The 20,486-nt window shown below is 36.4% G+C and carries 18 protein-coding genes; 3 read left to right on the top strand and 15 right to left on the bottom strand.

What is annotated here, in order from left to right:
- Positions 1–137 precede the first annotated feature (137 nt).
- Positions 138–578: a hypothetical protein gene (locus ACSVH7_RS08405; RefSeq protein ID WP_438066265.1), complete on the top strand. Its 441-nt coding sequence runs from the start codon at positions 138–140 to the stop codon at positions 576–578.
- Positions 579–649: 71 nt separating this feature from the next.
- Here the strand turns inward: ACSVH7_RS08405 and ACSVH7_RS08400 are convergent, their stop codons facing one another.
- The 6 genes from ACSVH7_RS08400 to ACSVH7_RS08375 all read right to left on the bottom strand — a co-directional run bounded on the left by ACSVH7_RS08400 (position 650) and on the right by ACSVH7_RS08375 (position 6,492).
- Positions 650–1,864 carry a peptidylprolyl isomerase gene (locus ACSVH7_RS08400; RefSeq protein WP_438066264.1) on the bottom strand — a complete coding sequence of 405 codons (1,215 nt, stop codon included), beginning with the start codon at positions 1,862–1,864 and terminating at the stop codon, positions 650–652.
- Positions 1,865–1,963: 99 nt separating this feature from the next.
- Positions 1,964–3,070 carry a peptidylprolyl isomerase gene (locus ACSVH7_RS08395; protein WP_438066263.1) on the bottom strand — a complete coding sequence of 369 codons (1,107 nt, stop codon included), beginning with the start codon at positions 3,068–3,070 and terminating at the stop codon, positions 1,964–1,966.
- Positions 3,071–3,094: 24 nt separating this feature from the next.
- Positions 3,095–3,724: a gliding motility-associated peptidyl-prolyl isomerase GldI gene (gene gldI, locus ACSVH7_RS08390; protein WP_438066262.1), complete on the bottom strand. Its 630-nt coding sequence runs from the start codon at positions 3,722–3,724 to the stop codon at positions 3,095–3,097.
- 4 nt (positions 3,725–3,728) lie between these two features.
- The gene (locus ACSVH7_RS08385) at positions 3,729–4,733 is read right to left on the bottom strand and encodes a DHH family phosphoesterase (RefSeq protein ID WP_438066261.1); all 1,005 of its coding nucleotides are present in this window, start codon (positions 4,731–4,733) and stop codon (positions 3,729–3,731) included.
- A 46-nt stretch (positions 4,734–4,779) separates the two neighbouring features.
- Positions 4,780–6,045 carry a chloride channel protein gene (locus ACSVH7_RS08380; protein WP_438066260.1) on the bottom strand — a complete coding sequence of 422 codons (1,266 nt, stop codon included), beginning with the start codon at positions 6,043–6,045 and terminating at the stop codon, positions 4,780–4,782.
- A 60-nt stretch (positions 6,046–6,105) separates the two neighbouring features.
- A complete protein-coding gene (locus ACSVH7_RS08375; RefSeq protein ID WP_438066259.1) occupies positions 6,106–6,492 on the bottom strand; it encodes a RidA family protein in 387 nt (128 codons plus the stop codon).
- Positions 6,493–6,853: 361 nt separating this feature from the next.
- Between ACSVH7_RS08375 and ACSVH7_RS08370 the strand changes: the two genes are divergently transcribed.
- Positions 6,854–7,732, top strand: coding sequence for a hypothetical protein (locus ACSVH7_RS08370; RefSeq protein ID WP_438066258.1), 879 nt, complete (start codon positions 6,854–6,856; stop codon positions 7,730–7,732).
- On the opposite strand, the gene ACSVH7_RS08365 is transcribed toward ACSVH7_RS08370, so the two are convergent.
- Positions 7,715–11,443, bottom strand: a complete 3,729-nt coding sequence (locus ACSVH7_RS08365; protein ID WP_438066257.1) for a metallophosphoesterase — start codon at positions 11,441–11,443, stop codon at positions 7,715–7,717. The two genes, ACSVH7_RS08370 and ACSVH7_RS08365, sit on opposite strands and share 18 nt — an antisense overlap.
- Before the next feature lie 25 nt (positions 11,444–11,468).
- Between ACSVH7_RS08365 and ACSVH7_RS08360 the strand changes: the two genes are divergently transcribed.
- Positions 11,469–12,659, top strand: a complete 1,191-nt coding sequence (locus tag ACSVH7_RS08360; protein ID WP_438066256.1) for a Pycsar system effector family protein — start codon at positions 11,469–11,471, stop codon at positions 12,657–12,659.
- A 53-nt stretch (positions 12,660–12,712) separates the two neighbouring features.
- On the opposite strand, the gene ACSVH7_RS08355 is transcribed toward ACSVH7_RS08360, so the two are convergent.
- The 8 genes from ACSVH7_RS08355 to ACSVH7_RS08320 all read right to left on the bottom strand — a co-directional run bounded on the left by ACSVH7_RS08355 (position 12,713) and on the right by ACSVH7_RS08320 (position 20,456).
- Complete coding sequence (locus ACSVH7_RS08355) at positions 12,713–13,465, bottom strand: DUF1835 domain-containing protein (RefSeq protein ID WP_438066255.1); 753 nt, start codon at positions 13,463–13,465, stop codon at positions 12,713–12,715.
- A gap of 53 nt (positions 13,466–13,518) precedes the next feature.
- The gene (locus ACSVH7_RS08350; protein WP_438066254.1) at positions 13,519–14,214 is read right to left on the bottom strand and encodes a carboxypeptidase-like regulatory domain-containing protein; all 696 of its coding nucleotides are present in this window, start codon (positions 14,212–14,214) and stop codon (positions 13,519–13,521) included.
- 265 nt (positions 14,215–14,479) lie between these two features.
- The gene (locus ACSVH7_RS08345; RefSeq protein WP_438066253.1) at positions 14,480–14,839 is read right to left on the bottom strand and encodes a helix-turn-helix domain-containing protein; all 360 of its coding nucleotides are present in this window, start codon (positions 14,837–14,839) and stop codon (positions 14,480–14,482) included.
- A gap of 5 nt (positions 14,840–14,844) precedes the next feature.
- Positions 14,845–15,138: a type II toxin-antitoxin system HigB family toxin gene (locus ACSVH7_RS08340; RefSeq protein ID WP_159686010.1), complete on the bottom strand. Its 294-nt coding sequence runs from the start codon at positions 15,136–15,138 to the stop codon at positions 14,845–14,847.
- A gap of 183 nt (positions 15,139–15,321) precedes the next feature.
- A complete protein-coding gene (locus tag ACSVH7_RS08335) occupies positions 15,322–15,630 on the bottom strand; it encodes a DUF3784 domain-containing protein (protein WP_438066252.1) in 309 nt (102 codons plus the stop codon).
- Positions 15,631–16,044: 414 nt separating this feature from the next.
- A complete protein-coding gene (locus ACSVH7_RS08330; protein WP_438066251.1) occupies positions 16,045–16,836 on the bottom strand; it encodes an FRG domain-containing protein in 792 nt (263 codons plus the stop codon).
- Positions 16,837–16,993: 157 nt separating this feature from the next.
- Positions 16,994–17,461, bottom strand: coding sequence for a hypothetical protein (locus tag ACSVH7_RS08325; protein WP_438066250.1), 468 nt, complete (start codon positions 17,459–17,461; stop codon positions 16,994–16,996).
- A gap of 622 nt (positions 17,462–18,083) precedes the next feature.
- Positions 18,084–20,456, bottom strand: coding sequence for a GAF domain-containing protein (locus tag ACSVH7_RS08320; protein ID WP_438066249.1), 2,373 nt, complete (start codon positions 20,454–20,456; stop codon positions 18,084–18,086).
- Positions 20,457–20,486: the final 30 nt, after the last annotated feature.

The raw sequence follows: 20,486 nt of genomic DNA, 5'->3' as shown, positions 1-20,486 counted from the left end.
CATCCGCGTTCCATTGCTGGCACACATGGCGGACAGTCATGAAAAATAATGTTTCTGTATTATTTTTTGGAATTGGGTGGTTATCCCAAAAAATGGAAATACCTTTGCGCTTTAGTTTTTAATATAAATAGCTTCTAATGAAAATAAATTTAAAAAGCGGGATTGAGCAGCTTTTGTTCGGGATGAAACAAAATGATGTGACCGCCATTTATGGTAAGCCAGACCGCAATTACAAAGACGAAGATGATAACGTGATTTTGGTGTACAACAAATTGAAAATGCGTTTGACTTTTTATCAAGAAGAAGAGTTGAGATTAGGATATATCGTGGCTTCGAGTCCAAAATTAGAATTGTTTGGTAATTTGATTATTGATAAACCAATTGCATCGGTAAAAAAAGAGTTGGCTGCAAAAGGAATAACCAAATTCACACAGGAAGAATTTGATACGTTTGAAAATTACTTTAACGAAGACAATTGGTTTATTCTACAAACCGAATTTGAAGAAGTGGTAAAATTTGAGATTGGTGCGATTATCAATCAAAAAGACGAATTTGACTGGAAATTTGGAAAGAAATAAGCTTTTCTAAAGCATAAAAAAAACCGATAACTTTTACTTGTTATCGGTTTTTTATTTTGATCCAAAAAGAATTACTTCGTTTCTGGTTTTTTATCCATTATTTCTAATTCGAATACTAGATTAGCATTGGGTGGAATTACTCCGCCAGCACCTCTTTCGCCATAGCACAAATTAGATGGCATTATAGCAATCATTTTTTCTCCTAAATGTAGCAAGCTTAACGCTTCGATAAATCCCGGAATCATACCTTCTTTTTTACCAGCAACGAAAGGAAAAGGTTGGTAGCCGTTTTGAGCGGCGCGGTTCGCATCGAATTTTCCGTAAGCTTTGTTTACGTCTTCGTAGCTACTGTCAAACAGGTTTCCATCTTCAAAATAACCTGCGTAGTGAAAGTAAATGGTCGATCCATCAACAGGTTTTACATCATTTCCTTTTTGGATCAATTGATAGATTAATCCTGAAGGTGTTTTTGTTCCCGATGCTCTAACTGAGGAAATATAATCTGCTTTAGCTTTTATAACAAGACCAAATTTTGTTTCATAGGCTTTTTTGGCTTCGGCTTCTAAAGCGGCTTTTTTGGCTTTATTTTCGGCATCAATAGCGGCTTGCTTTTTGGCATCCTCTGCTTTATTGGCATAATAGTCTGTGAAAACTTTGGCTGCATTGAATTTTTTAGCCAATGCACCTTTTCGGGTAATGGTAACCTTGGTAATTACATCGTTTTGTTCAATGGCATTTACTACATTCATTCCTTCCGTAACATGACCAAAAACGGTGTGCTTTCCATTTAACCAAGGCGTGTCTTTGTGTGTAATAAAGAATTGGCTTCCGTTGGTAGCGGGACCAGAATTCGCCATAGATAATATACCGCCTTTGTCGTGTTTTAAATCGGTAAATTCGTCTTTGAATTTGTATCCTGGGTCACCAGAGCCATTACCTTCCGGGTCACCACCTTGAATCATAAAGTCTTTGATTACTCGGTGGAATTTTAATCCGTCATAAAATGGTTTTCCTTTTAATTTTTCTTTGTTGACATAAGGGTTAGTTCCTTCTGCCAAACTCACAAAATTAGCTACAGTAACCGGAGTTTTTTGAAACTCAAGCGCCAAAACAATGGTTCCTTTATTGGTTTCGATGGTAGCAAATAATCCTTCGCCAGGGGCTACTTTTGTTGAATTAACAGCGGTTTTAGCTACTGGTTTTTTAGAAGGAGTAGCAACTTTTTTTACTTGTGCATTGATGCTTACTATTCCGAAGAATAATAAAAAAAACAATTTTGATTTCATTTGTTTTTGATGGTTTTTTAATTAGTCTTAGTTCTTAGTCCTTAGCTGTTGTAAATAGTGCTTAGTAATAGCTAATTACTAATTACTAATCACTAGATACTACATTTTCTCTAATAACTCAATTTCGAAAATAATGTTAGCATTAGGTGGAATTGGTCCTACACCTTGAGCACCATAACCTAAATTAGATGGAATGAAAATAGTTGCTTTTTCACCAAATTTTAATTTTTCAATCCCTTCGATAAATCCGGGGATCAAACCATCTTTTTTACCATACTCAAAAGGAATTGGCAGGTATTGTTTGGCAGCGGCACGAGTGGCATCAAATTTTCCGAAAGTTTTTGAAACGCTTTCGATACTGCTATCAAATAAAGTTCCGTTTTCTAAAAATCCAGCATAGTGAATATAAACCGGTGTTCCAACAGTAGGTTTTTTACCATTACTTTTTTGAGTAATCACGTATTCTAAACCTGTATTGGTTTTGGTAGCTTTTGCTTTTAAGGCTTTGAAATCAGCTACTTTTTGGTCTTGAACGGTTTTGAATTGTGCATTATAAGCGTCTAATTCAGCTTGTAATTTTTTCTGATTTTCAGCTTCAACGATATAATAATCATGGAATGTTTTTACAGCATTGAATTTTTTGGCAGCTTCACCATTTCGGATGATGGTCACTTTTTTCATAAAGTCACCTTGCTTGATTTGGTTAACTACTTCCATTCCTTTGCCTACCACTTGACCAAAAATAGTGTGCTTTCCGTCTAACCAAGGCGTTTCTAAATGCGTAATAAAAAACTGACTGCTATTGGTTGTTGGTCCATTATTGGCCATTGCCAAAACACCACCTTTGTCAAATCTAAACTCACAAAATTCATCTTTGAATTTGTAACCTGCATCACCAGAACCTGTTCCTAGAGGGTCTCCAGTTTGAATCATAAAATCTTCGATAACGCGGTGGAATTTTAAACCATCATAATACGGGCGATTTTTCAAATTGGGATTGGTAATGAATTCATTGGTTCCTTCGGCTAATGTTACAAAATTGGCTACGGTAATTGGTGCTTTATCATAAGCAAGTTGTAAGATGATATCCCCTTTATTGGTTTCAATTTTGGCGTATAAACCATCAGGTAAATCGTTTTTTTCTTCATTTTTACAAGAGAAGAAAGTCGTTAAGGCTAGTAATCCAAGAACAATTCTTTTTTTCATTTTAATAAATTGATTTTAGGTTTTTTATTGATTTAGGGTATCTTTTGCAATCGTTTGTTGTTTTAATAAAGCTTTGGCTTTTAGCATTTCTTGTTTTTTTAGTTCGGCTTCGGGCATAAAATTTCGTAAAGTTACGGTGCACAATAATGGGATGTTAGTGCCGATTTTTTTATTGTCACCGTGGTAGCCGTAGCCCATATGTGATGGAAATAAGAAAACAAAAGTTTCTTTCTTATGCATCAGTTTTATTCCATCTCTTAGCCCCATCATAATGTTTTGTTTGTCTACATAATAGGTTTGAGGTTGTGTTTCTTCTTTGGTGTAAATAATGTTTCCTTTCAAATCTTTTACTTCGTAGTCATAAAAAGCAACATCTCCTTTTTTTGGTGTAAGAGTATCTAGCATATTTCTTTTCGAAAAATGGTACCAATAGCCTTTTTTGGAGGCCAAGAATTCTATTCCAGCATTTTTTTTGATAACCGCTTGAATTCGGTCTTCCTCTGAAGCTACCAGTTTTTTATTGCGCTCTATCGATTTTTTCATAAAACTTCCTGAAGCTTGCGAAAGCGGTCTGCGGGCCTCTTGGTTTTGTTCGCAGCTCCAAAGAAAACAAGCGAATAAAACGACTAAAAGACTGTTTTTTATACTGTTCATACGATTATAGATTAAGTTGATGTACCAATTCTTCAAATCTAGCTACGGTAGCACTAAGCGATTCTTCAGATTTTCCTCCAGCTGCATTGATGTGACCTCCGCCATTAAAATGGTTTCTAGCAAATTCATTGACATCAAAATCACCTTGAGAGCGGAAAGAGATTTTGATGATTTTTTCTTCTTGATTTTCAATAAAAATAGCCGAGAATACAATTCCTTTGATGCTCAATCCATAATTGACAATGCCTTCGGTGTCGCCTTTTACAAAATGAAATTCATTCAATTCGGCTTGGGTAAGGGTAATATAAGAAGTTTGTTTCTCTGGAATCAATTGCATATTCTGCAAAGCTCTTCCCAATAGTTGCAAACGATTATAGGAGCTGTTATCAAAAAGCAAAGTTGGAATAACAGTATTTTCTACTCCTAAATCAATCAAATCGGCCACAATGCGATGCGTGTTTCCTGTTGTTTTTGGAAAACGAAAAGAACCCGAATCGGTTAAAATACCTGTGTAGATGCAAGTAGCTATGGTTTTATCGATACTTGATTTTTGATCCAAAAAGGAAATAAAATTATAGATCATTTCACATGTTGAACCAAATTGCGTATCCGAATACATGATAGTAGCATAATCATCCGGTTTTTGATGATGGTCAATCATAATAAAAGGAACGGTAAGTTGTTCTAAAACCGTTTCCATCTCACCGGTACGATGAAAAGCATTAAAGTCTAGGGTAAAAATGAGTTCGGCATCTTTTAAAATGGCAGTACAATTGTCCTTGTCTTTCTCGTATATTTTTACGGTTTCAGAACCTGGTAACCAAGCCAGAAAATCCGGAAATTCATTGGGTGCAACCACAATAGGTTGATGATTCTGTTTCAGTAAAAAATGATATAAGGCCAGAGTAGAGCCCATGGCATCACCATCTGGTCCGCGATGTGGAATTATGGCAATTTTTTTAGGTGTAGCTAAAAGCGCTTGAACGGCTTGAATGTCTTGTAATTTCATAGATTGCGAAATTACATTTTTTTATCTAATGAAAAAAAAGTGTGTGTTAATTTGGGAATTTAAAAAGATGAAATTGATTTTTAATTTTTTGATATATGTGATATTTTGGTCCTTTTACAATTTGCGATTTATAAATACCTACCGAACCAGAGCAGAAGTAGGCAACGGTGCAAGCCAAAGCGATGCATATGGCGCTTTCAAAACCAAAAAGTTCTATCCCCATGATCGTACAAGCAATGGGTGTATGTGTGGCTCCGGAAAATACAGCTACAAAACCCAATCCAGCCAAAAGTGCGATGGGCATTGGTACAAATGTCGATAAAGCGCTGCCTAAAGTTGCGCCTACAAAAAACAGCGGCGTAACTTCACCTCCTTTAAATCCGCATCCCAAGGTGAAACCTGTAAATAAAATTTTTAACAAGAAAGCATAAGGGACTTTTGCTGTTTCGAATGCAGTTACAATTTCGTGCACACCCAAACCTATGTAGGGTTGTACATGAAAAATGAAAATTACTAAAGCCAAAACACAACCGCCTACCAAAGGTCGAAAAGGTGCATAAGCAATCGTTTTACTAAATAAATTCCCCCAAAAGTGTGTGGAACGCGAAAACAGTAATGCTGCGAGTCCAAACAAGATACTGGCCAAAATTGTCCAAAAAAACAGCGAGATAGTCAGTGCGGGTACTTCAGGAATACTGTAATGGGTATGAGCTACTGGCCACAATTCAACCGTGAAATAAGCGGTAAATGCCACGGCAAACGAAAGGACGCAATTTTTGAGGTTGATTTTACTAAAGTAAACCACTTCGATTGCAAATATGGCCCCCGCAAATGGAGTCCCAAAAACTGAAGCAAAACCCGCACTAATTCCCATTATCAATAAAGACTTTCGATCAATAGTTGTGGTTCCAAAAATGCGTTTCATACTGTCGGCAATCGCAGCACCCATTTGTACAGCTGTACCTTCGCGTCCCGCAGAACCTCCAAAAAGATGCGTGAGTAAGGTAGTAATCAAAACCAAAGGCGCCATTCTGAAGGGTATGGTTTGTTGCGGTGTGTCGTATTCTTCCAGAATTAAATTATTGCCCTTGACCACCGATTTTCCGTAGTAATGATAAAACAATCCAATAGCAAATCCACCCAAAGGCAAGAAGCCAATTATCCAGAAATTAGCCGTTCTAATTTGTGTTACTTTTTCTAAAGCTAGTAAAAATAGGGCAGAGGCTGACCCAGAAAAAAAGCCTACCAATAGTACAATAGTAAGCCATTGTAATAAGGTAAGCATTTTGTATTTAATAGTGTGAAAAGTCATAAATAAAAAGCAATCATTAATTTTGTTACAAAACTAAACATTCCTTATTATAATGAGAGGTTATTCCGGTGCAATTGCTGTAAATTCAATTTCAACCAAATATTCTGGCGCGACCAATTGATTAATACCATAAAAACCAGTTGTAGGTTTTACCTCTTTAAAAAAAGTGGAGTGTGCTCTCGCCACATCCTCAAAAGTGCTAACATCGGTAGTAAAAATGCGAGTTCGAATCACATCTTTCATCCCCACATTCAAATCTTCTAAAACTTTTTCAACCCTTTCGAGTATGTTCAGCGTTTGCGCATAGGCATCATTTGCCTTTACTTTTTCGCCATCCACAATCGCTACAGTCCCCGAAACTTCTATGATGTTTCCAATGCGAACCGCACGGCAGTACCCCATTTTATCTTCCCACGGAGAGCCAGTCAAAATATTTTGTCTTTTCATATGTTGCTATTTATTGTTTTTTAAAAGGTCATATGTAATTCGCATATCATCATTGGTTTTTGCGACCAATTTTCGGACATGCTCATTTCATAATTGATGGTTTTTTCATGCAACGCTGCATGAAGTTTAGTACTAGTTGGACAAAACTACCACTATCCTGTAAAATAAAAAACTCATTTTTGAGGTTAAAAGTGAAACTCTTTGCTTGTAATGTATTTAGTGCTTTTATTTGCAATGATTATAAAAACCAAATTGATTTGGAAAAATGAATTTTAGGCTTTAGTGGTGAAAAAACAATAAAACACTACTCTTTATATACGAATCCTTTCTTATCTTGAACCTTATTTAAAGACGCTCAATCATGAAAAAGGGAATTATAGTTTTGATGGGGATTGTATGTTTAGCTTGCCAAAGTGACAGCAGGGTTTTGACCGTACAATTTGAATTGCCCAAAAAAATAAAGGAAATTTCGGGAATGGTATATATGCCTCAAACCAAAATGATTTGGGGATTAGAAGATAGCGGTAATGATAACGTGCTCTTTGGTTTAGATGCGAATTCGGGTGAACTTAAAAAGAGGTGCACCATCTCCAATGCCTCCAATGTTGATTGGGAAGAGTTGACCAAAGATGCGCAAGGCAATGTGTATATTGGCGATTTTGGGAACAATGACAATACCCGTCGTGATTTGTGTATTTACAAAATTGCATCTTCAAAACTCAATGCATCTTCTGTAAAAGCGGACTATAAAATTTCCTTTTCGTTTCCGGAGCAAAAAGATTTTCCTCCTAAAAAATCAGCGCTACTTTTCGATACCGAAGCATTTATTGAATGGCAAGGCTATTTTTATTTGTTTACCAAAAACAGAAGCAAATATTTTGACGGTACTTCGTTAGTCTATAAAATTAGAAATGCGGCTGGCGTGCAGCAAGCGCAATTAATTGGAAAAATTAAAACGTGCAACACGTACAACAGTTGCCAAATCACCGGAGCGGCACTAAGTCCTGATAAAAGCAAAATTGTACTGCTTTGCCACGACAAAATATTTTTGTTGTCAGGATTTAAAGGAGGGACGGTACTAAATGGAACGAAAACCCTTTTTAGTTTGGGACATTTTTCACAAAAAGAATCCATTGCTTTTATCGACAATAATCAACTACTAATCGCTGATGAGGCTAGCCATAAAGGAAGATCAAAAATGTATTTGACTTCGTTACGTCAATTAAAATCCAAACCCTAAGCCTATAGAAATTCTTGCTTCTTCATCCCTACTTTTGAAATAAGTAATTCTAGCAGTTAGCACATTCAATCCGTTTAACCAAAGACCACCACCAAAGGCTTGATGCCATTTGCTGGAACTTTCATTGGGAAGCCAAACACGGCCATAATCGAATCCCCCAAGAAGACCATAAGAAAGGGGCAACAAGCTTTTTTTGATTTTCCCTAATTGCCAACGCAGATCATTGCTTTGATAGAATGAACGTTTTCCTAAAAAACGTTCATTTCTAAAACCTCTAAGATCATAATCTCCTCCTAATGTGGCACCTTGATAGAATTCGTAATGGTCATTAAAAAGTATTTTTGATTTTAGAATTGTAGCCAGTACTAGTTTTCCTTTTTTATCTAAGCGATGGTTGAGGTTAATTTTGGTTTCCAAAGCCGTGAAGTTTCGGTTGAGCTCTTCTAAATTCATTTTCCAAGTTCCTTTTATCGAAAAACCAAATCCCATACTTGGAAAAGCAGGCAAATCGTAGTTTTCAAAAGAATAGGAGGCACTGGCACCTGCAAATTTTTGTCTTTCAAAAACCTCTGGATTAACCACACCAGGCGTATTAATAAAACGGTTTGTGCTTTCTTCAACGGTTATGCGTTCTATAATTGTTCCAAAGTTCCATTCACTCCCCATTCTTCCTATTTTTTTCAGAGAGGGAGTTATGGATAATGTTCTTAGACGCACACGGTTATAATCCATTCCAAACGTTTCGTCGTTGTTGATGGTTTCGTTCCCATAACCAAAGAAATTAATGGTGAAATTAGGGCTGGTATATTTCGATTCCAAATCAATATCCCAATTGCCCAAAGCCTTTGGAAAATGAGCGTTGTAAATAAGTTCAAAACCGCTAGTGGCAAAAAAGTAGTTGGCTTTTAGTATGTGTTTTTGTGTAAAAGGATTTTGTTTAAAACGATTCACCGTATAGTTAGCAATCAACCCCAATTTTACGCCATCATCTGGATTGTACCCGCCAAACGGAAGTCCTGAAACTGCATTGTATTTGGGTTTTTCATAATTGTAATACTGGGTGTCATAATCATCTGTGATTACTTTTTTGGTTTTTCCATCTAAATTATAAGTGTTAGGTTTCGATTTAAAATCATAAACCATAATGTTTTTGCCGTGGGTTACGGTATAACTATCGTTATTTTGTCCACCCAAAAGGCGTAGTAAAATTCCAGACTTGTTTTTTCCATTAACTTCAAAAACGTCATCATCATCCAAGCCATAAATCCAAATTGTTTTGGTGGTTTTTGCGTCAAATCGTTTGGTATACCACCATTCTTGGCCTTCTTTTTTAAGACGAGAGACTACCACTTCAACTTCGTTTTTTGAAGGGAATGAAATAGAAAATTGTTCTTTTTTGTTCGTCCCGACGATTACGACCGTTTTTTGAAGCACTTCATAATATGCTTTGGCATAATTCGGTAAGTCTCGCATTCGGACTTTCAATTTTTGAATGATGTCGTTGATCGTTTTTCCTTTTATTTCATTTGGAATTGATGCAAAACCTTCTTCTATTTCTTTATCAGACAAATGGTTTTGAATGTATTGGGCCTCTTCAATCCAATCTTCCTTTGTAGCAGTTCTTAATAACGCCAAATCCAATGGATAAGGCTCTCTATTGAGCCATTTTACATTACGAATAGACGAGTTGAACGTTTGCATATGGCGCAACGCAGGCATATTCATTAATAAGGAAAGCAACGCTCCATCGTACTTACTAAACGCTTGGTCTCTGTCTTTTGGAATCGGTTTATAAATAACATTTTTTCCCTCTTTGAAGGCACTCCAGCGCCATTGATCTCTATGACGGTCCCAATCTCCAATGAGCATATCAAACAATCGCGCTCTGATATAGGCTTTTTCATCGACTTGGTATTTTTCGTCTTTGTGTAAATTACTGAGCAAATCATCGGTGGCAATGATTTTATTGGGATTGTCAAACAGGTCATTGTCGACTTGGCTGTCACTTGGTCTTTCTTCTACCATATACAATTCGTTACCAAAATTGGCATTGAATTCTTTCAAAGCATTGTGTTTCGGGATGTAAAACAATTTTGGATTGGTGTGATAGACTCCAATTTTGTCCGCAAGATTACCCACCGCAAAAGGCGTATAAGGATGTGATGTCGTGTAAAAATCAAATAAAAAATCCTCGGCATAGGTGTCTTCAAAGTCAGTAACCACGTATTGATCTTTGAAGGCTACGGCTTGCAGAAAACGAGTGGCACTTTTCTTTAAGGCGCGCATTACGTATTCTTTTCCGTCTTTGTCTACCAATTGCAGGGAATTGGATTGATGTCCACCACCCGCTCTTTTGGGTTGTAAACCGCCATAAAGCGTGTCGAGAGTGACAGTAGGAACGGCAATTTTCGTGCTGTATACTTTTCTGTAATGCGTACCAAAAAGGAACTTATAAAATCCTTTTTTTCGGGTTTGCTTTTGGGTGTAAATTGAGGCAGTAGTGGTTTTTGGGAAATCTTTTGGCGCCATAGTAGCACTTTTTTCATCCGAATCGAAAAGAGTAGTTTCGAATAAAAGTTGTTCTTTTCCTTTTTCATTTCCAAAAAAGGAAGCTGTGATACGACCATTTTTGTAAACAGAAAGAGTGGCGTAACCATTACCGCCATAGGAGAAATCATTTGGAAAAATGGCTCTCGCAGCTTCAGATTTTGAGCCAGCACCACTTATGATTTGTTTGATGTTGTCGTGGTCAATGTACTGTAAATTATGGTCGTGACCGGAAACGACTACTACATTATTGTGGGCTTGTAATAGGGTTTTGATGCGTTTGGTCAGGATGGTGTACTGCTTGTTTTGAATGTCTTGCGGACTTATTCCTGATGTTTTGCGTAGTAAATTGATAACCGACCCAAGTATAGGCAACGGAATTTTTTGTTCCAAAGGGAAAAGTTGTTTTTCTAGCGAAAATTGCCCGCCGTGCGACCCATTTGTTTGCAAAGGATGGTGGAGGGCCAACACTACTTTTTTATCCCTGTTTTTGTTTAAAAGGTCTTCAAGTTCTTCGAAAAAATCTTCTCTGGTTTTGATGTCACAAAATTCATTGATGGTAGGATGTTGATTCCAATCTTCAAGGAACCATTGGCTATCCACCACAATCATTGTTAGATTACTGTTGATTTTTACACTTTCGATGGCACAGTTTTTTTGTGGAAGAAAGCTTTTTTTATCATTTAATTTCGTGGTGATGTATTGCGCTTGACGCTCTAATCCCTTGATGCCGCTGTACCAATCGTGATTTCCGGGAATGAATACTGTTTGCCCTTTGAAGTTTTTAGCCAAAGCGAGTTGTGTATTCAATTTGGTTTCGGCCAAGGCCTTTGTTTCAGGTTCTTTGTCGCTTGGCATTCCTTTGGGATAAATATTATCTCCCAAAAACAATAAAGTACTATTTTTGTGTGCCGAAGCTAGCTTTTGACTCAAGAGCTCAAGGGTTTGTTGGGGTAGTGGTAAGTCGGCATTGCCGGCATCGCCAATTAAATAAAAAGTGTGGGCAATTTTTGTGGTATCAATGCCGTTAGTAGTCCTTGTTTTTGCTGCTTCTTTTCCAAATTGTGCCTGATGTGTGGCACAGGATTGAAGCAATAGTATCAAGATAAGAAGGGTAATTCTAGTTTTAATTGCTTTAAAACGATAATCCCAAAACAATTCCATAATTTAGTCGTATAAAAATTTGTTTATGTTCCTGATTTCTAAAGCTCAAGATTTTGTCACTTCTTTGCTCAAAGATAACCTTTCTAGCGAATATACCTATCATAATTTAACGCATACCAAAGGCGTGGTAGCAGCAGTAACTACTTTATGTCAAGTAGAAAAAGTTGAAGGTGAAGAGCGTGAGGCCTTACTTATTGCCGCGTGGTTTCATGATACCGGATTCATTACAGGTTGTAGCAACCATGAATTATGTAGCTGTGATTTGGTTACCACTTTTTTGACTGAGCAAGGTGCTTCTAATGCATTTATTACCCAAGTCTGTCAGTTGATTGCGGCCACCGAAAAAACGTATGTCCCTCAGACGCTTTTAGAAAAAATAATTAAAGATGCCGATTACTACCATCTTTTTGGAGCCGACTATTTGTTCAGTTGTGAAAAACTCCGTAAGGAATGGGAAAAAACCGAAAAGGTGACCTACACCGACAAAGAATGGGCTTTGGTTAATTTTGATTTTATGGTCAACAATCATCAATTTTATACCGATTTTGCCAAGGAAAACTGGCAACCTTTAAAAGATAAAAACTGTATCGCTTTGCAAAAAATTATTAACACCAAAGAAGATAAAAAAGGCAAAAAGGAGAAGAAGAAAGCCAATACGCCCAAAGAAGACAAGCCAGACAAACCCGATCGTGGAATTGATACGGTTTTTAGAGTCACCCTTGGTAATCACACCCGCTTGAGTGGCATTGCCGACAGTAAGGCGAATATCTTGTTATCCGTAAATGCTATTATCATTTCTATTGCGTTGTCTACGATTATTCCGAAGTTGGACAATCCAAAATACGCGCATTTAATGATGCCGACTTTTTTTATGATTGTATCTAGTGTAACGACGATTATTTTTGCGATTCTTTCCACGCGTCCCAAAGTAACCAAAGGCTTTTTCTCTCGAAAAGACATCGAAGAGCAAAAAGTGAACCTCTTGTTTTTTGGTAATTTTTATAAAATGCCTCTCGACGAATACCAATGGGCAATGAACGAAATGATCAAAGACCGTGATTATATTTACAACACTATGATCAAAGACTTATACTTTTTGGGCATTGTCTTGGAGCGCAAATACCGCTTGCTACGTGTAGCTTATAATTTCTTTATGTTTGGAATTGTGGCTTCGGTAATTGCTTTTGTGGTGGCTTTTAAAATGGCAGGCGTGTAATATTCGTAGGGAAAATGATTCTTTTTGTAAAAAAATGTTTCATAGCGTAAACACTATTGAATCAATCTGTCATACATGCTCTTAATTTGAATATCTCCAAAGCCATAAATTCCTTCTCTTTTTGCAAATTCCGAAAAAACAAGTTGAAAATCTCTTGATTGTGTGTCAAGTATTTCTTGTATCACTTTTTCGGGTCTTCCTAAGGATTGGTCTAATGGAAATCGGTCACTGTGAGCTTGGGAAACCTCTTCTAGATACTCAAAACAGTCTGATGGAGTTTTGGCTAATGTAATAAGTTTGTCTAAGTCATTATTTTGATACGCAGACCATAGTTTTTCCCCCAACTTGATGTCATCAGGTGAAAATTGAATTTTTGAATGATAGGCTTGTTCTAGTGTTTCGGGAGAGGATTGGGCAAAACCTTTCCATATATCCGCTTTGCTTGTGATGATAGGAAATACTCTGAAGACTTTAAAAGTGGGATACTTGGAAAGTAAGGAGAGCACAAACCACATGTTGACCTGACAAAATAAATCATTTTCAAACCAAAGGCAAATTTCGGACTGCTCCGGCAAGTTGTTGAGTTTGTTTAATTCATGGACTGTTTTATCAAAATACTTTGCAGCCGATTCTTGATAAGTACCAGCAATAAATTGAGCTCGAACGTTCCAAAAGGTATCAAGGGAATCGGTAGCCACAGGACCTACAATCAAACATTCTCTGCAAATTATAAAGTTTTGATTGATGTTAGTTTGTCTCAGTTGGTCAGCCAAACAGTCTCCATTTAATAGATGATAGGTTATCATTACTTGGTGAATTTACGGAACCACAAATGAAGTGGCGGCTACAGTAGTACCATTTAGATTTGGAAATATTCTTTACTTATGGCTGGGTCATCATAGGCATTGTTCGAAAAGGAATCTCCGTAGGCTCTCACATACACTTGTTGACCGGATGCAAAACCGGCTGAAAGTAATTCGGTTTGAGTGATGGTTTTTTCAAAAGGATTGATTTGTGCCACAAAAACAGCAGAAAAATAAGTGTAATTGGTGTTACTTACTTGAGCATTTGTGGACAAAAAGAAACGCACATAGCGACGGTTGGCTGTATTTCCTGCTGGGTTTGTTGTAATGGACAACTTTACTTGATTGTTCAAAACAGCAGCCGTTACGTTCGTTACGGTAGTAGTAGACAGTTGTCCTAAGGAGGGAATGTCGCTAATGAAGGTGGCTTGTCCGTTGGTTCCGTGTACCACTCCAATTTTTTTAAAAGTACCAAATCCCGTTTTTGAGTATTCTAGGGTATAGGTGCCAAAGGGTACTTCGGGAAGCACAAATTTTCCCTCAGCGTTAGTAGTAGTTTGAATCAAAGGAGTAGTTCCAACGACCTTAACATTCATATTCGATTTATCCAAAAGCGTTGTTCCTTCATCATAAAGAATGACCAAACCCGAAATAGCGGCTTTTGTAGGTGTTGTAGGTTCATTATCGTTGTTGCTGCAAGAGAAAAGCAAGACAGAGACTATAGTTACAAGGGGAAAAAGGATATTTTTCATAAATAAATCTTTTTTGTGATATGTAAAGCTACTAAAAGTCTTTTAGTTTTTGTTTATGTGTTTAAAATTTAAGGTGTTATGAGTGAAAAATCAAAAGTCCATCCCTTACAAAAACGATACAAGTCAGGAGATTTTTGATATTTTATGGATTACAAGGCGAAACTAAAATGCTTCGAAGTTGGATAAATTCTCAGAGTTGGAGTACTGAATTAGTTAGACTTTGGGGGGCGGTTTGCGAAACAGTTGCGTGTGTTAGCAGTCGTGATTATTGATAAGTTTGAATTAGAACATCAGTTGGAATATGTAGCGCTTTGTGTAATTTTCTAATCATTTCAAGAGATAGCTTTCTTTTTCGATTTAGAATTTCGCTTGCACGGCTTTTTAGGCCTACAATGTTTGCCAAATCATTTTGGTTATAGCCCATCTGTTCCATTCTGAATTTAATAGCTTCTATTGGGTCTGGCAAACCAATAGTGAAGTGCTCATTTTCGTATTGGTCAATCAAAATTCCAAGTACTTCAAGTTCATCTCCTTCCGATGTGCCATTTTTTGCGTCAAAAATCATTTCAAGTCTTTCAAGTGCTTGATTATAATCTTTAACTGTTTTTATAGGTTTAATTTCCATAGCTATTAAATTTCGTTAGCGTTAATTTTGTCATACTCTGAATGTGTCCCAATAAAACGAATCCAAATCATTTGATAATCATAATTTATTTTGACTATCAATCTATAATTGTTCCCTTTTATGTTGAAAACAACTCGATTATCATTCAAAATACTTGCGCTTGGGTATTCTTGCTTTATCTCATTTGGATTTTTCCATTCAGCTTTACTTGCCTCTTGAAACCATGCCATTAATTGTTGTTCACAATCTGCATGGGATTCCCAAAAATCTCTCAATATTTTTTTGGCAATTACTCTCAAACGTTTCTAATTTTTTACAAAGATAACAAAAGTTCCCAAAACGGGAATTTATTTAGCTTTTTTTTCGCAACGGCTCATGACCGCTAACGTTCTGGTACTACAGCGGGTTTGGGTTCTAAATGAAACTACAATAATGCGAAGTCGGATATATTTGCTGAGCGAGAGTACCAAAATAGCTAATCTTTAGGAACGAATTTTATACTTTTTTGAATTTGAGGCAATCAATAAATAAGGTACACCGATTATAATTGCCGCAAAAAAAGCAATGTTTTCAATAGTTGAATTTTCAAAGCTTTTTGCAACGAAATACCCAATTGTAATTGTTAAAGCCATTCCAAACAGCACATTTCTAAATAAAGTGGCAATTCCTTGGATGTCAATTTTTTCTTTTTCTTCTTTTGACATAGTGTTATAGCCAGCAATTAAAAAATACATTTTTCCGTATTTAATTAAGATGCCAAGAATTATAAAAAGTAGGGCTATTCCAATCATTTTTTACTAGTTAAGGTGCTATTTTGGTTAGTTAAATTACGCATAAGTTTTTACAACTACAATACTGCGAAGTCGGAGATGTTTGCAGAGCGGGGAATATCCAGAAGGATTTCCCACCAATGAAAGCACAATAAACTTTGTAGCCCAATTAACTACTAAGTTAATTGCGAAAATTAATATGTATTAAGACTAAAAAAATAATATTCAAATTTAGGTTTTTCTGATTGAAACTTAATTGTATCGATAATAAGACTCTCTCTGTTTTACGTTTTTTGAATCTAATTATTCCTTCTGGTATAGCAGAGTTTATAGTTTTGCTTTATAATAGATAAATTTTCAGAGCTGGATTAACTAATTAGCTAGACTTTTGGAGGTAGTTTGCACAACAGTTACGTGTGTTAGCAGTAATGGTTTTTAAAGGCACGACTCATTTATTTTTTTAACTTCTATATTAATATTTTCATCATTACGATAATAATGCCAATCTAATGTAATTCCACGTTCTGTTAATTCTTGCTTTATAGCAGCTTTACTATTGCCATCAATTATAATTTCGTTTAAGTATGGAGCAAATTGAGGTTGAAAATTTAATGGAATTTTACTGTTTTCTATTGACTGCACCCAAAATCTTCCACTTTGGCGTCCCATTCTTTTTTCTCCAATAATATCAAATATTTCGTCAAACATGTAGAGAGGGGAATTAATCATTGCGTCGCCTTTAAATTCTAAAGGATTTATAGCTGTAATTTCTTCAATATTGTCAACATTAAACAGATTTTCTCTTTGACAGAAATAAATCCAAAAACTTCCGTCTCTTCCATGATGCTTTTCTTCGTTAACCGCAAACATAAGTGCAGTTTCCCAACCAATAGACCAATCCATTAATCTTGTTTTCAATCCTAAATGCTGGGCTTGGAATAATGAATACCAGTAATTTTTAATTTCAAAATAATCTCCATTTTTAAAAGGTTTTCGAACTGCATCAATTGCTCCATCCTCAACTTGTTTTAAAAAGTTTTCATATAAGCATTTTTCTTTTGCTTTAAGCTCTTCGTTTTCATAATTATACCTTCCTAAACCAGGTAATAATTCATATTCTCTCAAAGCATGACCACGATAATTTTCCATATGGTTTCTTCCAAATCTTGCCCATTGAACTTTTGTGATTACTTCATTGTATAATTGTTGATAAGATGTTATTCTCATAGTTATGATATTATTACTGCTATGTTCTCGCTCTATAAGGGATTTGGGTCTGAAATAATGTTAATTTTCATGCAAAAACTTCCAAGTACAAAACAATTTTTTTATTTAACCAAATCCACAAATCACCTATAGCTTTTGTTAGACGCTATTATTGTATTTAGGCTTTAAAGTGCATTTTTTCAGTCATACATTCAATTTCTTTTCCATACATATCTTTATATGTAAACGAAATTGAATATTCATTCAATCTTTTTCGCATAAGTTCTATAAGTTTCCGATTTTCTTGATGATTATCATCATTAAAATATAATTTGAAGATAGAAAATGATTTATCTTTTGCAATAGCTCCACTATCTGCATTAAGTGTAAAAGAATCTATTTTTAATAGAATTTCTTCATTCACATTTTCTTCATCAGCAATGTCATTAACTAAATCATAAAAGTCAATGTAGGGTTTATTGATGTCTTTATAAACTCTAAAATCTGTCAAAACTAGTGGACCTAGTCCTACATTATCAATACTAATTTCAATACTGTCATATGTATTTACAAAAAGTAAATTGCCATATGGTCTTGCTAATTCTTGTAATGTCCAATTATTTCGTTCATCTTCAATTTTTATCAATTTGAAGCTTAAATATGCAAAAAAGACCAAGTTTAATAAAGTGAAAATTGGATTTAGAATTCCACTAAAATAATTTGAAAAATTCACCCAATCATTTGCGTTGTCAGAAAAATTTGCGCTTCCAAATTTTAGTAGGTAAAATAATACGGTAAGAAAAAGTAGAAAAGCACCAAGCAATAGAAGTAAAATAGTTAATTTTTTCCGTTCATTCGATTTAAATTAAATGTTAAGTTTTTGGTTTTTTTAATATTTCATTAGACTTGCACACAGTTCTTAAAGCATCAAACCTATCATTTCTAAATTAGACAGATAGGTTTACTTGTAGTCAGACTTTTTCCTTCCCCAAATATATCCTTTTTCCTTCAAAAAATATAAAAATTTTCTGAAATATACCCTTCTCTTTTGCTACTTTCCATTTCCTTTTTTCAACTTCTAACTTCTAATTTCGTACTTCTACCTTCGCATGAGGGATGGGAGCGGCATCCTCTTGGGGCGGGGTTCGCCCCAAGAGATATAGCGGACAGCCCGACCCCCGCTTGACCTTTGGGTGTGGTAAAAAACCAAACGTCTGGCGGGGGACATGCCCAAAATATAAAAATGGGAAACGTTATGTTGCCTGAAATTACTTGATTTCGTCGAGTAGTTCTTGGTAGGTATAGGTTTTGGTGGGAGTGTCGCTCTCGGTGGTGTTTTTGACCTTGACGCGTAGGGCGCGCAAACCCGAAACGCCTTGTAAATCCTCGATTTCGAATTGCTCTACGGTGGGCTCAAGGATGTTCTTGAATTGCAGGTACTTGATGTATTTAAGGTACTCTTGCTCTTCGTTGTTGTGCGAGTACACTATGGTGATTTTTTCTTTTTGGGTGATGCGCTCTTGGGTGCCTTTGATGTGGGCTTTGTCGATGCGTTTTTTGACTACTTCGTAACGGGCATTGTAGGTGCCGTCTACATCAAAACGTTTTTCGTCCATGCGAAAACGAATCGAAAGCGGGGAACTAAAGACCAAAATCAGCGAGGTGACGTCGAGTTCGTACGGCAAAGTGGCTTTGAGTTGGTGGTGTTCCAGCTCCATTTCGCAAAGGGTTTGCAATTGCCAAAGGCGTAAATTGTGCAAATACATCATGTCGAAACTTCGGGTGGGCGCAATGCTGGTGCCTATGTACAGGTTGTGTTCTACGCCATCGGTTTTGAAGCGTTCGTAGTAATGCGGGTAAATTTGCTGTGCTTCGACTTGTTTTTTGTCGAGGACGGCTGCCAGTTTTTTGTTGATAATCGACATGGCGTTATCGAACTTTTTGCGGGCGTGGTAAAACAATCCCGTTTTGGGGTCCAAACTCGCAAAATAGCTGTTTTCTACTTTTTCGGTATCAAAATCCATTTTGGTGTTTCTCAAAATGGGGTGAATTTCGTTTTCGATGTAATTCTGAATCAGCTGCTCGGAGTCGGCTTTGAGTGGCGCGTCGAGTTCGTTGTAGAACGACTGCAATTCGAATTGGCGTTGCTCGAGCAACAACAAATGCTGATTGGATTTTTGGTTCGAAAAAATGTCCAACAACGTTTTTAATTGGTTTTTCAAATCTTCTTTGACGACCTCGTTACGGTGAACGGAAGAGCCTTTGATATCGATTTGACCATAGAGCGGAAAGACTTCTTTGAAGACAATTTCCTTGAAAATATACTCTTTGTTGAAACTGTTGGTTTGAATGTATTTGTACGCTTCTTTTCGGAATTTCCAATACACGCTTGGGTGAATGGCGGTATACTCACGTTGAATCACCGCTTCGACCTGATGCAAAATATCGGTATTGTGACGTTCTATAGTGTCGACTAAATAAGGAATAATTAAATCGAGTTTTTCGGCATTCAGGCTATTCAGTGCTCTGGCGGTTGGTGCTACTAGCTCAATTACACCCAGCAACACATTGTTTTTGATGACAGGCGAAAAGACAGCACTTTTGATGCCTTGCGCAAGCAAATGTTCGCACAAGACTTTATTTTCTGTTTGCAGTAAATATTGATCTACATCTGCAATGATAAGTGATTTTTTTTCTGTGATAGCTTCTTCGAAACAACAGCCAAACAGCGAGTCGGAACAACTTAATTCTTGCACGTTAAAAAGCAAATAACTCGATAAGGTGGCATCAGAATAAGGTGGTTTGACAAAGGTATTTTCTTCTTGATCGTACAAAATGAAACCCACTCTTAACTCAGGAATTTTAAATACGGAACGGAAAATTATTTCGAATTCATTAGCATATTCACCCTTTTCGATTTCGGACTTCAAAAGGTTACTTTTTAAATTCGAAATGGCGCTTTCGGTGGTGGCATCATACAAAGACACAATTCCAAAGCCTTTGAGAATCCAGCTTTCTTTAGGGAATTTGGCTTTCCAAAGGTCGATGTTGTCATAATTATCGAGCAATTCGTGCACCTCTTCTTGGGTTAAAGTCAAGGATTTCTCGGTGGGAATGATTTCGACAAAATCGGCATTGTACAAAATGCGATAATGATTCATAATACCGTTTTGGTCTTGGATATCAAAAAACAAAGGTTGGTTGAAGTTGATTTTTTGACCGTAGAATTCATTCAGAATCAAGGCGCAATTCATAATATACAATTGGTCATCGTCTACATCTCTTATTGAGAATTCTGGAGAAAATCCTTGGTGCTGAAGTATTTTTTTGAAACGTTCGGTATAATTGAAGGTCAGATTTTGAAAAGGAATAGCCACCGCTTTGATTTCGTTGTGGGTTAAAGCGGTAGGAAACAAGTCGGCGAGTAAATTGCGTACTAAGGCTTCGTTGTCTTGTATTAGGCTTAAATCCTCGATACCGTCTCTAAATTCAGGAAAAGCTTCGATTTCCTTGAGTAAGGCTTTGGCATAGTTGGAACGGTAATCCACATCGGATTGCGCAATTTCTTCTAAAGATTCGATGAGTTTATGAAACGAAATGAGCGTTTTGAAAGGACTTTCTTTGAGTGTAATGCTTTTCATTTGCTTAGGCTTAAGAATGCAAATTTACGC

Origin of the sequence: Flavobacterium sp. TSSA_36, assembly GCF_051547165.1 — a bacterium.
Lineage (GTDB): Bacteria > Bacteroidota > Bacteroidia > Flavobacteriales > Flavobacteriaceae > Flavobacterium.
Note: the sequence above shows the minus strand (reverse complement) of the source record. Positions and strands in the feature narration are given on the sequence as shown.